The organism is uncultured Dokdonia sp. (assembly GCF_947496725.1).
In the GTDB taxonomy this organism is placed as follows: Bacteria; Bacteroidota; Bacteroidia; order Flavobacteriales; family Flavobacteriaceae; genus Dokdonia.
Genome location: NZ_CANMDS010000001.1, coordinates 596,610 through 611,185, shown reverse-complemented (window position 1 = coordinate 611,185; position 14,576 = coordinate 596,610). Strand labels below are relative to the sequence as shown.

19 protein-coding genes are annotated in these 14,576 nt (G+C 38.2%); 11 read left to right on the top strand and 8 right to left on the bottom strand.

The annotated features are described in order from the left end of the window. Positions 1-7 precede the first annotated feature (7 nt). Together Q0948_RS02750 and Q0948_RS02745 are read right to left on the bottom strand one after the other, a co-directional pair. Entirely contained in the window at positions 8-895 is an 888-nt protein-coding gene (locus tag Q0948_RS02750) for a 3-hydroxyacyl-CoA dehydrogenase family protein (RefSeq protein ID WP_298347872.1), read from the bottom strand. A 58-nt stretch (positions 896-953) separates the two neighbouring features. Continuing rightward, a complete protein-coding gene (locus tag Q0948_RS02745) occupies positions 954-1,913 on the bottom strand; it encodes a Gfo/Idh/MocA family oxidoreductase (RefSeq protein WP_298347873.1) in 960 nt (319 codons plus the stop codon). A gap of 181 nt (positions 1,914-2,094) precedes the next feature. Here Q0948_RS02745 and Q0948_RS02740 point away from each other — a divergent pair, with 181 nt between their 5' ends. The 4 genes from Q0948_RS02740 to Q0948_RS02725 all read left to right on the top strand — a co-directional run bounded on the left by Q0948_RS02740 (position 2,095) and on the right by Q0948_RS02725 (position 5,977). After that, a complete protein-coding gene (locus tag Q0948_RS02740; protein ID WP_298347874.1) occupies positions 2,095-2,736 on the top strand; it encodes a protein-L-isoaspartate(D-aspartate) O-methyltransferase in 642 nt (213 codons plus the stop codon). A gap of 58 nt (positions 2,737-2,794) precedes the next feature. Next, positions 2,795-3,412, top strand: a complete 618-nt coding sequence (recR, locus tag Q0948_RS02735) for a recombination mediator RecR (RefSeq protein ID WP_298347875.1) — start codon at positions 2,795-2,797, stop codon at positions 3,410-3,412. Between the two features lie 35 nt (positions 3,413-3,447). After that, on the top strand, positions 3,448-4,578 hold the full coding sequence (locus Q0948_RS02730) for a glycosyltransferase family 2 protein (RefSeq protein WP_298347876.1): 1,131 nt from the start codon (positions 3,448-3,450) through the stop codon (positions 4,576-4,578). A gap of 79 nt (positions 4,579-4,657) precedes the next feature. Then, positions 4,658-5,977, top strand: coding sequence for a dihydrolipoamide acetyltransferase family protein (locus Q0948_RS02725; protein WP_298347877.1), 1,320 nt, complete (start codon positions 4,658-4,660; stop codon positions 5,975-5,977). Between the two features lie 78 nt (positions 5,978-6,055). Here the strand turns inward: Q0948_RS02725 and Q0948_RS02720 are convergent, their stop codons facing one another. Continuing rightward, on the bottom strand, positions 6,056-6,709 hold the full coding sequence (locus Q0948_RS02720) for a hypothetical protein (protein ID WP_298347878.1): 654 nt from the start codon (positions 6,707-6,709) through the stop codon (positions 6,056-6,058). After that, complete coding sequence (locus Q0948_RS02715; protein ID WP_298347879.1) at positions 6,702-7,172, bottom strand: hypothetical protein; 471 nt, start codon at positions 7,170-7,172, stop codon at positions 6,702-6,704. The genes Q0948_RS02720 and Q0948_RS02715 overlap by 8 nt, the downstream gene beginning before the upstream one ends. 98 nt (positions 7,173-7,270) lie before the next feature. Between Q0948_RS02715 and Q0948_RS02710 the strand changes: the two genes are divergently transcribed. From Q0948_RS02710 to Q0948_RS02680, 7 genes are all read left to right on the top strand, one after another. Further along, a complete protein-coding gene (locus tag Q0948_RS02710) occupies positions 7,271-8,044 on the top strand; it encodes a 3'-5' exonuclease (protein ID WP_298347880.1) in 774 nt (257 codons plus the stop codon). A gap of 3 nt (positions 8,045-8,047) precedes the next feature. Then, on the top strand, positions 8,048-8,662 hold the full coding sequence (locus Q0948_RS02705) for a fumarylacetoacetate hydrolase family protein (RefSeq protein WP_298347881.1): 615 nt from the start codon (positions 8,048-8,050) through the stop codon (positions 8,660-8,662). A 1-nt stretch (position 8,663) separates the two neighbouring features. Then, entirely contained in the window at positions 8,664-8,999 is a 336-nt protein-coding gene (locus Q0948_RS02700; protein ID WP_298347882.1) for an Hpt domain-containing protein, read from the top strand. Then, positions 9,000-10,250 carry a competence/damage-inducible protein A gene (locus tag Q0948_RS02695; protein WP_298347883.1) on the top strand — a complete coding sequence of 417 codons (1,251 nt, stop codon included), beginning with the start codon at positions 9,000-9,002 and terminating at the stop codon, positions 10,248-10,250. 191 nt (positions 10,251-10,441) lie between these two features. After that, the gene (gene rpmB / locus Q0948_RS02690) at positions 10,442-10,681 is read left to right on the top strand and encodes a 50S ribosomal protein L28 (protein WP_021778443.1); all 240 of its coding nucleotides are present in this window, start codon (positions 10,442-10,444) and stop codon (positions 10,679-10,681) included. 19 nt (positions 10,682-10,700) lie between these two features. Next, positions 10,701-10,883 carry a 50S ribosomal protein L33 gene (gene rpmG, locus Q0948_RS02685; RefSeq protein ID WP_013749890.1) on the top strand — a complete coding sequence of 61 codons (183 nt, stop codon included), beginning with the start codon at positions 10,701-10,703 and terminating at the stop codon, positions 10,881-10,883. A 3-nt stretch (positions 10,884-10,886) separates the two neighbouring features. Next, on the top strand, positions 10,887-11,039 hold the full coding sequence (locus Q0948_RS02680) for a DUF4295 domain-containing protein (RefSeq protein ID WP_021778444.1): 153 nt from the start codon (positions 10,887-10,889) through the stop codon (positions 11,037-11,039). Between the two features lie 176 nt (positions 11,040-11,215). Here the strand turns inward: Q0948_RS02680 and Q0948_RS02675 are convergent, their stop codons facing one another. The 4 genes from Q0948_RS02675 to cysS all read right to left on the bottom strand — a co-directional run bounded on the left by Q0948_RS02675 (position 11,216) and on the right by cysS (position 14,473). After that, positions 11,216-11,713, bottom strand: coding sequence for a DUF192 domain-containing protein (locus tag Q0948_RS02675; protein ID WP_021778445.1), 498 nt, complete (start codon positions 11,711-11,713; stop codon positions 11,216-11,218). Next, a complete protein-coding gene (lgt, locus tag Q0948_RS02670; RefSeq protein WP_298347884.1) occupies positions 11,700-12,638 on the bottom strand; it encodes a prolipoprotein diacylglyceryl transferase in 939 nt (312 codons plus the stop codon). The genes Q0948_RS02675 and lgt overlap by 14 nt, the downstream gene beginning before the upstream one ends. A gap of 96 nt (positions 12,639-12,734) precedes the next feature. Continuing rightward, positions 12,735-12,989, bottom strand: a complete 255-nt coding sequence (yidD, locus tag Q0948_RS02665) for a membrane protein insertion efficiency factor YidD (protein ID WP_298347885.1) — start codon at positions 12,987-12,989, stop codon at positions 12,735-12,737. After that, complete coding sequence (gene cysS / locus Q0948_RS02660) at positions 12,989-14,473, bottom strand: cysteine--tRNA ligase (protein WP_298347886.1); 1,485 nt, start codon at positions 14,471-14,473, stop codon at positions 12,989-12,991. The genes yidD and cysS overlap by 1 nt, the downstream gene beginning before the upstream one ends. Positions 14,474-14,576: the final 103 nt, after the last annotated feature.

Sequence of the window (14,576 nt, the reverse complement as noted above, 5' to 3'; positions counted from 1 at the left end):
TGTAGTATTATGAAAACATTGCAGCTACCTTATCTGCCTTGCGTGATTCTTTATAATCATAAAAACCTTCGCCAGACTTAACTCCATACTTTCCTGCGCGTACCATATTTACTAGTAATGGGCACGGTGCGTACTTAGGGTTTTTAAAACCTTCATACATTACTTCAAGTATAGATAAACATACGTCAAGACCTATAAAATCTGCTAGTTGTAATGGTCCCATAGGGTGCGCCATACCTAGCTTCATCACGGTGTCTATTTCATAAACGCCAGCTACACCATTATATAAAGTCTCAATAGCCTCATTAATCATAGGCATAAGGATACGGTTTGCTACAAAGCCCGGGTAGTCATTTACCTCTACAGGTACCTTGCCTAGCTTTTCTGAAAGCTCCATAATAGTTTGCGTGGTTGCATCACTAGTAGAGTATCCTCTTATGATTTCAACAAGCTTCATAATAGGTACAGGATTCATAAAATGCATCCCTATAACGAGTTCAGGTCTTTTTGTTACTGCCGCAATCTGTGTGATTGAGATAGAAGAAGTATTTGTGGCAAGGATACAGTCATCACCAGTAGCTTCATCTAGCGATTCAAAAATTTTGAGTTTGAGATCTACGTTTTCTGTAGCAGCCTCTACTACAAGTCCAGCATATTCTACACCTTCTTCTAGGTTAGTAAAAGTGGTTATGTTATCTAGCGTTTGTTGCTTTTCTATGGCAGTGATACGCTCTTTTGCAACCATTCTATCTAGGTTTTTTGAGATGGTGTTCATCCCTCTATCTAGTGATTCTTGTGAGATATCTACAAGCTGTACTTTGTAACCGCTCTGGGCAAAAGTGTGAGCAATACCATTACCCATTGTTCCTGCTCCTATAACTGCTATGTTTTTCATAATTGTGATGCTTAGTTTCTTTCCCAGTGGGAAAGGGTGTGTGTTTGAATATGTGTGTTTAAAAATCTGCGATAATCATTTTGGCTACGCGCAGTGCCTCTGTACCTGCCTCAAGTGAGACGATAGGAGTGGTGTTATCTTTTATTGCTTTCGCGAAAGCGTCTAGCTCATCAAGTATTGCATTATTGCTAGGTACCTCTGGATTGTCAAAATATATTTGCTTTTTGAGCCCCTCTGCATTTTGAAGAATCATCGCAAAATCATCTGGATTTTCTGGTGCATCCTTCATTTTTACAACTTCTACTTTTTTCTCTAAAAAGTCTACAGAGATGTAGGCGTCTTTTTGAAAGAAACGAGCCTTGCGCATATTTTTCATAGAGATGCGGCTAGAAGTGAGGTTTGCCACACAGCCGTTTTCAAACTCAATGCGTGCGTTTGCAATATCTGGTGTTTCAGATATAACAGAGACACCGCTAGCGTTTACACTTTTTACAGGGCTTTGTACCACGCTTAATATCGCATCTATGTCGTGTATCATAAGGTCTAGCACAACAGGTACATCTGTACCTCTAGGGTTAAATTCTGCAAGTCTATGCGCTTCTATAAACATAGGGCTCTTTATACCATCATTTACCGCCATAAATGCTGGGTTAAAACGCTCTACTTGACCTACCTGTCCTAACACATTGTGCTTCTTTGCTAGGGCGAGCAATTGCTCTGCTTCTTCTACCGTACTTGTGATAGGTTTTTCTATAAAGAGATGTTTTCCAGCTTTAATTACTTTTTCTGCACTTGTGAAGTGGTATGTGGTAGGCGTTACAACATCTACCATATCACAGGCGTCTATAAGTGCTTCTTCACTATCAAATGCTACATAGCCAAACTCTGTTGATATGGCGTCACGTACCTCTTTTGAGGTGTCGTAAAAGCCTACCAGTTCATAGTTTTCTGATAGTTTAAGAAGTTTTAAGTGTATTTTTCCTAAGTGGCCTGCACCTAGAACGCCAGCTTTGAGCATAGTATATTGTTTTTTACAAAAATAAGGTTTTTAGTTGCTTTTATGATGTCCTGATTTTAGGGTGTGAAGATTTTAAGTAACCAGCTGGTAGCATTGATTTTGAAAATAAAATGCGGTGCTCTTGATAAATCATTTGTGATTGAGAGCGAGTTTTATTGTAAAAAAACTATTTTAGTAACCGATGAAAGACACTACTCGCCACCAAGGAAAACGCCGCCAACTCGTACAAATATTAAAAGAAAAGGGTATTACAAATAGTCTAGTACTTAAGGCTATAGGTAAAATACCACGTCACTTTTTTATGGATAGCAGTTTTGAGCATCACGCTTATCAAGATAAAGCGTTTCCTATCGCGGCAGATCAAACCATCTCTCAGCCTTATACGGTAGCTTTTCAGAGCGAGTTGCTAGAGATAGAAAAAGGACACAATGTACTAGAAATAGGTACGGGTAGTGGGTATCAAACAGCGGTGTTGTGTGAGCTTGGTGCAAAAGTATATTCTGTAGAGCGCCAGCAGGAGCTGTACAAAAAGACAAAATTATTCCTCACAAAGCTGGGATACAGACCTCGTTATCTAAGTTTTGGAGATGGTTATAAAGGATTACCAGAATATGCACCTTTTGATAGCATTATAGTGACAGCCGGAGCACCATTTGTACCTAAGCCATTACTAGCACAACTCAAGATAGGAGGGAAGCTTGTAATACCCGTAGGCGACGACCCGCAAATAATGCATCGCTATATAAGAACCTCTGCAACCTCTTTTGAAAAGAAAGAGTATGGAGAATTTAGATTTGTGCCATTACTGGAGGATAAAAATTAAAGGACGGCTATTGTTCCGAGCCTACTACTTATTTTCTAAAGAAGTATCTTTGTAACCTATGGAATTCTCTTCAAAACTTCTTGAAAACGCAGTCTATGAGATGTCTCAACTCCCGGGAGTTGGTAAGCGCACAGCCTTACGACTTGTGCTGCATTTATTAAGGCAGCCAGAGAGCCAGACGCACCATCTTACTGAGGCGCTTAACACGATGCGAGACACCATCAAGTTTTGTAAAAAATGCCATAATATATCTGATGTAGAGTTATGCGAGATTTGCTCTAACCCTAATAGGGATGCATCATTAGTTTGTGTGGTAGAAGATGTGAGAGACGTGATGGCTATTGAGAATACAAGCCAGTATCGTGGCTTGTACCACGTGCTGGGCGGAAAGATTAGTCCGCTGGATGGTGTAGGTCCACAAGATCTTAATATTTACTCCCTCATAGGCAAGGCAAAAAGCGGAGAGGTAAAGGAGGTGATATTTGCATTGAGCTCCACAATGGAAGGGGACACTACAAATTTTTATATTTATAGACAACTGGAGGCTTATGACATTAAGACCTCTACCATTGCCCGTGGTATTTCTGTAGGTGATGAACTTGAGTATGCAGATGAGGTTACCCTAGGAAGAAGTATCTTACATCGCATACCTTTCGAAAATTCCTTAAAGAGTTAGAAAGTTTATAGAATACTCACTTTAAAAAATCCTGCTTGCAATTATCTATTGTCATTGTAAACTATAATGTAAAAGACTATCTATATCTCTGTTTAGATAGTGTTACTGCTAGTATACAAAATCTAGATGCAGAGATTATAGTCGTAGATAATGCGTCAATAGATGGTAGTGCAGCAATGGTAAGAGACCTGTTTCCTCAGGTTATTCTTATTGCAAATAAAGATAATGTAGGTTTTTCTAAAGCAAATAATCAAGGCGTAGCTGTAGCTCAAGGCGAGTATGTCTGTATTCTCAATCCAGATACGGTAGTGGGTGAAAACACATTTAATGATGTATACGCTTTCGCGAAAGCGCAACAAGAATTAGGCATTATAGGAGTACAGCTGGTGGACGGAACCGGTAGATTTTTACCAGAAAGTAAAAGAAACATCCCCACACTTAAAGTATCGCTCAATAAGATGATAGGTGATGCTAGACATTATTATGCTTCACACCTTACAAACAATGAAATAGGAGAGGTATCTGTACTTGTAGGTGCTTTTATGTTTATGCCTCGTGCAGTTTATACAGAAGTAGGCGGTTTTGACGAGCGTTATTTTATGTATGGTGAAGATATAGACCTCTCGTATACCGTATTGCAAGCGGGTTATGTAAATTATTACCTTGGGGATACTGCTATTATACACTTTAAGGGAGAAAGTACCGTAAAAGATAAACGTTACAGAAAGCGTTTTTATGGAGCAATGCAGCTCTTTTATGATAAGCATTTGTATAAAAATGTATTTCAACAAACAATAGTGAGACTAGGTTTAGGTGTTGCAAAAGGCAAGTCTTGGATTACTCATTTTAAAAACCAAGCGGTCATAAAAGATCATCAAAAAATTAAAGAGTATATACTGCTGTCTAATAATGATGATCTGGCGAGAAAGTTGTCACAAAGTGTGAAAAAGACGGTAGTGGCCCAAAACGAGCTATCTGCGACAAAGAAGGGTCGAGAAATACTCTTTGATGCCCAGTATACGGGCTATGAGAAAATAATTAAGGAAATTATAACACACGCCAGTAGTGGTGTTTCTTATAAACTAATACCTAAAAAGAGTACTTTTGCTATAGGCAGTAATAGTAGTGAGGGAAGAGGAGAGATAATCACGTTTGAAATAGAATAGTGATTTATTCTCACCATAAAACTGAATAAATTACTATTTTTGTAAAAATAACAATTGAAAACAGCTACATTTTACGAATATGGCAAGATTTGAATTAAAGCTACCAAAAATGGGAGAGAGTGTTGCAGAAGCAACGCTTACATCGTGGTTAAAAGAAGTAGGAGATGTCATAGAGGCAGACGAGCCTGTACTTGAGATCGCAACAGATAAGGTAGATAGTGAAGTGCCTAGTGAAGTAGACGGAGTACTAGTCGAAAAACTTTTTGATGTAGATGCTGTGATAGAAGTGGGGCAAACCATTGCTATTATAGAAACAGATGGTGAAGGTGGTGATACAGCAACTACAGAGACTACTGTAAAAGAGGTTGTAGAAGAAGCTCCTGCAGAGGCAGCTGCCGTGGCTCAAACGGTAACAGCAGCCCAAGATGCGGTAGCAGCACCAGTAAGTTCTGGAGATAGATTTTACTCGCCGCTTGTGCGCAATATGGCAAAGCAAGAAGGAATCTCTCAATCTGAACTTGATGCAATACAAGGATCTGGAAAGGACGGTCGTGTGACTAAGGATGATATGGTGTCATACCTTGCAAATCGCGGTACTCAAAAAGCCGCTCCAGCAGCACAAGGTGTTAAGGCGCAGCCAGCACAAAAAAGCGCACCAGCCAAAAAAGCCGCTCCAGTAAGTGTAAATGGTGAAGATGAAGTGATAGAGATGACTCGTATGGGTAAACTCATATCGCACCATATGGTGGCATCTGTGCAGACCAGTGCTCACGTACAATCATTTATTGAGGCAGATGTGACTAACATCTGGAACTGGCGTAAGAAGAATAAAGATGCATTTGCAAAGAAGGAAGGTGAGAACCTTACATTTACTCCTATATTTATGGAGGCAGTGGCAAAAGCAATACGTGATTACCCACTCATAAACATCGCAGTAGATGGTGATCGTATTATAAAACGTAAAAACATAAACCTAGGTATGGCGGCAGCTTTACCAGATGGTAACCTTATTGTACCGGTTATAAAAAATGCAGACCAGCTTAACCTTGTAGGAATGGCAAAATCTGTAAATGATCTTGCTGGTAGAGCTCGTGACGGTAAGTTAAAACCAGACGATACCGCTGGAGGAACGTATACAGTTACTAATGTAGGTACCTTTGGATCTATAATGGGAACACCTATTATAAACCAGCCACAAGTTGCTATACTTGCTCTTGGAGCTATACGCAAAGTGCCTGCAGTGATAGAAACTCCAGATGGGGACTTTATAGGTATACGTATGAAGATGTTCTTATCTCACTCTTATGATCACCGCGTGGTAAATGGAGCGCTAGGGGGTCAGTTTGTAAAGAGAGTAGCAGAGTACTTAGAAAACTTTGATGTAAATAGAGAGATATAATTATATTTATTATCAATGACTATATAAAAAAAGCGCAACCTCAGGTTGCGCTTTTTTTATAAGATCACTTATTGTTTTCTATTCTAAGGTGCTCCAGTCATAACTACTTATAAAAGCATCTATATCTTCTATATCATAGTTCTTTTTGCCTTTGTGCATAATAACGGGTAAACCTACTTTACTGCCATCGTGGCCATCACTTTTGAGATGTTGAAACATAAAATCTGCTACCTTTTTATGTTTTGATACGACGAGAGTTCGGTATTTAAGGTGGTTGTCATTTAGGTAATTAATAAGCACTTCACATTTGTCACAGTTATCTTCTGTAAAGACCGTAAACTCACTTGCTATAATAGGACGTATGTTTACGTAAGCTTCGTCGTCTTCGCCTTTGCGCTTACTTATAGATTGTAGCTTGTTGTTGTAGTTAAATATCTTAGTATACGTAGGTGTGGCACCTCTTAACGGTATTAAAGTAATCATAAGTACCTTTTCATTAGGCGGTATTTTTTTTATAACCGGTCTATCTGCACTACGTCTAAAGCCTTCGCCCTGTACAATGAGAAAAGCTTCTTGTTCTTGATCTGTATTGTTTTGGGCATAAAGAAGCCATCGCTTAGGCTGCTTCTCTTCTATGAGCTCTACATCTGGGGTGGAGGTGTTTTGCGCTTTCGCGAAAAATACCATACTCACAGTAAGTAAGACGGTGTATATAAGTTTTAATCTATTCATTGGTTTTGTGAAGTTTTAAGCTTTTGGTTACTGCATACTCAGATTTGAAAAAATGAATGTAGGTAGGTTGAGGTTTTGGGGAGTTATTACGTGGTGATTTTTTAAAAAATCGGGCCTTTGAACCGTTTAGATTTATGGCGTACTTATCATCTATATCTTGTGATGAGCTTGTAAATGACACTATTTTACCTTTAAAAGTCCATTGCCCTCTTGCATACCAATGCTCTTCTGGCTGTCCTTTTAATTGTCTTGAGTTGTGGTATTCAAAAGTTCCATCTGGCGATAGTATAAGATGCCATTGCACAGGTAGGCTAGTCACTTCGGGGTTTGTGATGAGTGCTTTTCTGTAATCATTTGTATAGGTCCCTATCACATCTTGTGTAGTAAAGGCCGAGGTTTGGGCAAAGGAAACTTTCGCGAAAGCGAAAAAAACAACAATGATACTTAAGTATTTTATATTCATAACAGAATGAAATCAAATCTTATACCAAGATAACATTTCTTTGATTTTTAATAGTTAGAGGTTTAAATATTGTAATTATAAACAAGTATTTTTGTGAGATGCAGTTAAAAATCACAAGACCTATTTGTTTTTTTGACCTTGAGACTACTGGTGTCAATGTTGCAAAAGACAGAATTGTAGAGATATCTATCCTTAAAGTTTTTCCAGATGGAAGAGAGGAGGAGTTTACAGAACGTATAAATCCCACGGTAGCTATACCAGCAGTAACGACTGCAGTACACGGTATAAGTGATGCAGATGTGGCAGACAAGCCTACCTTTGCAGAGCGAGCAAAGGAGATTTATGATATTATAAAAGACTCAGATCTTGCTGGTTTTAATTCAAACAGATTTGATATACCGCTTCTGGTTGAGGAGCTACTGCGATCGGGCATAGACTTTGATATGAAAAATCGCAACGCGATAGACGTGCAAAATATTTTTCATAAAATGGAGCAGCGCACACTGGTTGCAGCATACAAGTTTTATTGTGATAAGGATCTAACTAATGCACACAGCGCATCTGCAGATACCTGGGCTACCTATGAGGTTTTAAAATCTCAGCTGGATAGATATGATGAGCTGGAGAACGATATGAAATTTTTAGGCGACTTCAGTACGCGTAAAAGAAATGCAGATTTTGCTGGTTTTATAGGTTATGATAAGGATGATGTAGAGATTTTTACATTTGGAAAACATAAGGGTAAGAAGGTAGAAGAAGTGCTGGATAAAGAGCCAGGATATTTTGGGTGGATTCAAAATGCAGACTTTCCATTATATACCAAGAAGGTGCTTACTGCAATAAAACTACGTAAGCTTAATACTAAAGGATAATTTATGAAACTTATTTGTATAGGTCGCAATTATGCAAAGCATATAGAAGAGCTAGATAATGAACGACCAGAGCATCCGGTTGTTTTTTTGAAGCCAGACTCTTCTATATTATTAAGTAAACACCCCTTTGTAATCCCACCATTTTCTAATGATGTGCATCACGAAGTTGAGGTGCTTATTAAAATTAAAAAGATAGGAAAATATATAGATGAGAAGTTTGCTGCTACCTATTATGATGAGATAGGTCTTGGTATAGATTTTACCGCGAGAGATCTACAAGCGCAGCTTAAAGAAAAAGGATTACCTTGGGAAAAGGCAAAGGGATTTGATGGTGCTGCGGTTATAGGGACTAAATGGTTACCAGTATCAGATTTTGAGACTGTAGATGATATCTCATTTAGACTAGAGTCTAATGGAGAGGTTGTGCAGCAGGGTTCTACAAAGGAGATGCTCTGGAAAATAGATGCTTTAATAAGCTATGTCTCTCAGTATTTTACACTTAAGATAGGAGATGTTATATTTACAGGTACCCCAGCTGGTGTTGCACGAGTGCAAGAAAATGATAAGTTAAAAGGATTTATAGGAGATACAGAGATGTTCTCAATAAACGTAAAGTAATATGTCAAGACATTACAATCTAGAAAAAGTAAGAGAGATCGCCGGTGGTGATGAAGATTTTGTTGGAGTAATAGTAGCAACTTTCTTACAAGAGATACCGCCAGATCTTGAGTCTATGCAAAATGCTATTGAGAATGTAAACCATAAAATGGCATATCAGTTTGCGCATAAGATGAAACCGAACTTAGATATGTTTGGTATAGATCTTCTAGATCAAATTAAGGCAATGGAGAAGTGGAGTGATACAAATAAGCCTACATCTGCCATACAGACTAAGCTAGATGATATTACAAATACACTTACTACGGTAATTGAAGAGTTACAAGAAGACTTCTAGATGAGAGCAGAAATAATTACAATAGGTGATGAGATACTCATAGGCCAGATTGTAGATACAAATAGTGCTTACATATCTTCAGTTCTTAACAAAATAGGGGTTTCTGTATATCAGATTACGTCTATACAAGATGATAAGGCACATCTCTTAGAAGCTTTTGCGGCAGCACAAAGTCGTACAGACCTTGTCATAATCACAGGAGGGCTAGGCCCTACTAAAGATGATATTACAAAGCATACGCTTTGTGAATACTTCAGCGATGAGCTAGTACTTGATCAAAGTGTGCTTGATCACGTGACATACTTGTTTAAGGAGTATGTAAAAAAACCTATGCTTGAAGCAAATAAGACACAAGCGCTAGTGCCTAGTAAGGCACAAATCCTTGTAAATAAATTTGGTACAGCACCTGGTATGTGGATTGAAGATAAAGACACCGTCTTTATCTCAATGCCAGGAGTCCCTTATGAAATGAAGGGACTTATGGAAAACGAAGTGCTACCAAGGCTTCAAGAGCAGTTTAAGTTACCCTACATACTGCATAAAACCTTCCTGACCTATGGAATGGGAGAGAGTGCTATCGCAGAGCGTATAGAAACTTTTGAAAATGAGTTGCCCGCTACTATAAAGCTAGCCTACTTACCATCACTAGGTAGAGTGCGCTTACGTCTATCTACATCTGGACCAGAACAAGATGTGCTTGAAAAAGAAATGGCTATCCAGACTAAAAAGCTTTTGCCACTTATAGATGATATTTTTATCGGTTTTGAAAGTGATGGAGAGCTAGAAGAAGTTGTTTCAAAACTGCTGGTAGATCATAATAAAACAATAGCCATTGCAGAGAGCTGTACAGGAGGTCAAATGGTAGAGCGTTTTACAAAGCACGGTGGCGCATCTCAATATCTTAAAGGAAGTCTAGTAACCTATGCCACACAGTCTAAAATAGACATACTAGGTGTTGACCCTGCTGTTATAGATAAACATTCTGTAGTAAGTGCAGAGGTAGCGTCACAAATGGCTGTAAACGCAAAGCGCCTCTATAAATCAGATATAGGGATATCTACCACGGGTAATGCTGGACCTTCTAAGGGTGATAGTGATGCAGAGGTAGGTACAGTATACATAGGTATCGCTACAGATAAAGGAGTTACTGCACATCACTTTATGATGGGTAATCACCGCAAGAGAGTAATAGGTAAGAGTGTTAATAAAGCACTTGAGCTATTAAGAGATGTGATACGTAAGGAGGGATAAAATGTTTTTTGGTACGCTTTCGCGAAAGCGTGATAAAACCCCTTCAATTATATAAATTAGAGAGCTCTATTGTAAAAAATAAGAGCCATAAAATAAATTAACAGGAAAAAACTAGAAATAAGTTTTGTAGTGACCTATAAAATTACGTATTTTTGCACCCTGTTTTGAAATAACTATTTAAAGTTTTAGGAATGTCTAGAGTTTGTGAGCTTACAGGTAAAAAAGCAATGGTAGGAAACAATGTTTCCCACGCGATGAATAAGACGAAGCGTAAATTTAACGTGAATCTTATGAAAAAACGTTTTTACCTTCCAGCAGAGGATAAGTGGATCACTTTGAAAGTGTCTGCATCTGCATTAAAAAATATCAATAAGAAAGGAATCGACGCGGTTGTTAAAGAGGCTCGCGCAAACGGATTCTTAACTAAATAATCCCATAAAGTAAACCGAGATGGCAAAGAAAGGGAATAGAGTACAAGTAATCTTAGAGTGCACAGAGCACAAAGCGACTGGTCAACCAGGAACGTCAAGATACATCACGACAAAAAATAAAAAGAACACACCTGACCGTATGGAGTTGAAGAAATTCAACAACGTACTTAAGAAGATGACTGTTCATAAAGAAATCAAATAAGTTATGGCAAAGAAATCAGTTGCATCGTTACAGACAGGATCAAAGCGTTTAACTAAAGCGATCAAAATGGTAAAATCTCCAAAAACTGGAGCTTACACTTTTGTTGAGTCAGTAATGTCTCCAGATCAAGTAAGCGATTTCTTAGCTAAGAAATAAGCTTTACTTTAAGATAGTTCAAAACCCGTTTCATTTATTGAGGCGGGTTTTTTGTGCTCTATCTATTTAAAAGAGCACAAAAAACAAATCCTCCTATCAAAAGTTTGATAGGAGGATTTGTTATGTGGTTTATTTTAAGAAAGCACTTTATTGTAACTAGTGGGTGTAAAATCGTATTAGTTAGTAAATTTCCATTCTACATAGTCGCCTACTTCTATAACCCATTCTTCAGACAGACCTCCATTTATTTTTAATACGAGTTGTGCTGGTACTTGAGAAGGTAAAAATGTACTATCATCTAGAGGAGTTGTATTCTCTGCAAAGCTCACGATTCTATTATCTCCATTTATAAATATAATATCTAGTGGGTAGCGTATGTCTTTCATAAAGTACCCACGTAAATCTTCTTCTGGGTACAAGAATAACATACCTTGGTGGGCTTTTAAGAGGTCTCTATTTTTAAGATCTGTTTCTTGCTCAAAGGCAGTATCTGCTACTTCTACATCTATTGTTCTTATAAGTTTGCCAGAAGCTTTATATAGTGATAATTCTCCCTCTTTATTAAATGCGGGAGTCTCCATAGTTATTACTTTATCAGAGCCACTAGTATTATTACAACTACTTAATGTTAATAAGGCAGCGAGTGATAGCGTAAAGGGTTTAATTAGTTTCATTAATAGGTTTTTTAGTAAATGCGGTAATAACAAAGTAGAGTCCAATAAGGATAAAGGGAATACTCAATACTTGCCCTGTGTTAAGGTTAAATATCCAGTCCTCTCTACCTTCTACTTGTTCTCTCTTAAAGTTTTCGACCACAAGACGCACTGTCATAAGAAGAAGTAAAAATAATCCAAACAAGAATCCAGGTTTTTTACGTGCCTCAGTTTTCCAGTATAAAAGGTATAATATGATAAATACAAATACATAGCCAAATGCTTCCATAAGTTGCCCCGGGTATCGGTAAGGAATACTACTTATTATTTCGGCAAATTGTGGATCTTCTGTAAGGGCTTGATATGCCTTTTTTGGGTTTTGTATGTTTGTAAGGCTTACAGCACGTCGCTCAGAAATCTCATCTTGCACAAACTGTATACCTAGTGGGCCATCTGTAATCTTACCCACCATTTCTGAGTTTAAAAAGTTACCTATGCGTACAAAAATGGCTCCAGATGCGCAGGTAATAACTACGCGGTCTAAAATCCATAGCACAGATTTATGTAAGATTTTTTTATTGTATAAATAAAGACCAAATATAGTCGCGATGGCAGCACCGTGACTGGCAAGGCCTCTAAAACCAGTAAACTCAAATTCTGGAACAAACCTAAACGGAAGTATTACAGATAGTGGGTCTTCCCATAAAAGCTCTGTTTGATAAAAAAATACGTGACCTAACCGCGCTCCCAGTAGTATAGAAACGACTGCGTAGATAAAAAGACTATCTAACTTTTCTATAGCAACCTCTTCACGTTGAAACATTTTTTTCATTAGGTAAAAACCTAGTGAGAATGCCACTACAAACATCAAACTGTAAAAATGAATGGTTATAAAACCTAAATCTAATCCAGATACTGGGTTCCAAGTAAATTTGAGTGCAAACATATTTTCTATTTTGATCTTTCTAGCACCGTACTTATGACGCTGTGTTTATAATTATAGACAGCAAGTTAAAACCTTAATGGCAGATAGTAAAAAGCTTTAGTCATTATTTAAGGGTTCTTTTTCTGGCACAGGATCATATCCTTGGCCACCCCAAGGATGGCAAGATAAAATACGTTTTAATGACAGCTTTCCACCTGTTAAAAGTCCGTGCCTTTGTAAAGCGGTCTTGGTGTAATGAGAGCAAGTGGGTAAGTAGCGACAGGTGCTAGGTGTCCACGAGGAGATAAATTTTTGGTAAAACCAGATGATTCCTAAAAAGGGAGCAATTGCTATTTTCTTTGCAGAAGCCATTAGTTTACAGTAAAGGTAGTACCCTCACGACCATCTTTTAGCTGGATACCCAGCGCTATAAGTTCATCTCGTATTTTGTCACTTAGTGCAAAATCTTTGTTTTCACGTGCTTCTTTACGAAGTTTTATAAGTAACTCTACGGTGCCACTTAATTTTGAGTCGTCCGCTTTCGCGAAAGCGTTATTGTCTTCAAGTCCAAGTACGTCAAAAACGAAAGCATTAATCGTCTCAAGTAATAACTTCAGATCACTTGCAGTGATGGTTGCTTTTCCGTCTTTAATAAGGTGTATTTGCTTTACTGCATCAAAAAGATGTGCAATGAGTATCGGAGTGTTAAAATCGTCATTCATCGCGGCGTAGCAAGACGCCTTCCAGTCGTTTACATTAAAGCTACTTTCTTTAGATGTGTCTAGATTTTTTGCAATCTTAAGCGCTTCCATTAGTCTGTTAAAACCTTTTTCACTCGCTAGTAATGCATCGTTTGAGAAGTCCATAATGCTGCGGTAGCTACTCTGTAAGATAAAAAACCGTGCAACGCTAGGAGCAAATCCTTTTGTTAAGTGGGGACTGTCTCCAGTAAAAATCTCACCTGGGTTGATACTGTTACCAGTACTCTTTGCCATTTTCTGGCCGTTAAGAGTGAGCATATTTGCGTGTAGCCAGTACTTTACTGGCTCTGTACCTATTGCAGCTTCATTTTGAGCAATCTCACACTCGTGGTGAGGGAACTTAAGATCCATACCACCACCGTGTATATCAAACTGTTCTCCTAGATATTTTGTACTCATTGCCGTACACTCTAGGTGCCACCCTGGGAAGCCATCACCCCACGGGCTAGGCCAGCGCATTATGTGCTCAGGTTCGGCTTTTTTCCAAAGTGCAAAATCTTGAGGATTATTCTTCTCATCTTGCGCACTAAGGGCACGAGTGTTTGTAATCATATCTTCTAGCTTGCGGCCAGAGAGTTTACCATACTCGTGGTCTTCATTAAATTTTATTACATCAAAGTATACAGAGCCATTTTTCTCATAAGCATACCCGTTGTCTATAATCTTTTTGATTATTTCTATTTGCTCTATGATGTGACCTGTAGCTGTAGGTTCTATACTAGGAGGTAAGAAGTTAAATTTATTGAGAATGTCGTGAAAGTCTAGCGTGTACTTCTGTACAACTTCCATAGGCTCAATTTGCTCTAGTCTTGCTTTTTTTGCAATCTTGTCTTCTCCTTGATCTGCATCATCTGTGAGGTGACCAGCATCTGTAATATTACGCACATAGCGCACTTTATAACCTAAGTGTTTGAGATACCTAAATATCATATCAAAACTCATAAAGGTGCGCACATTACCTAAGTGTACATTACTATATACCGTAGGACCGCACACATACATACCTACATAACCCTCGAGTAGAGGTGTGAAGATTTCTTTCTTTCCAGAAAGCGAGTTGTAAACTGTGAGTTCTTGATCTTGGTATAAAGGCATTTGATGTGCTATTTATGTGTGTAACGAAGGTAAATATCTTAATTGTAAAACTCAAAAAGCGGTCACTAAAAAGAAACCGCTTTTTTATAGGTATGCATAAGCA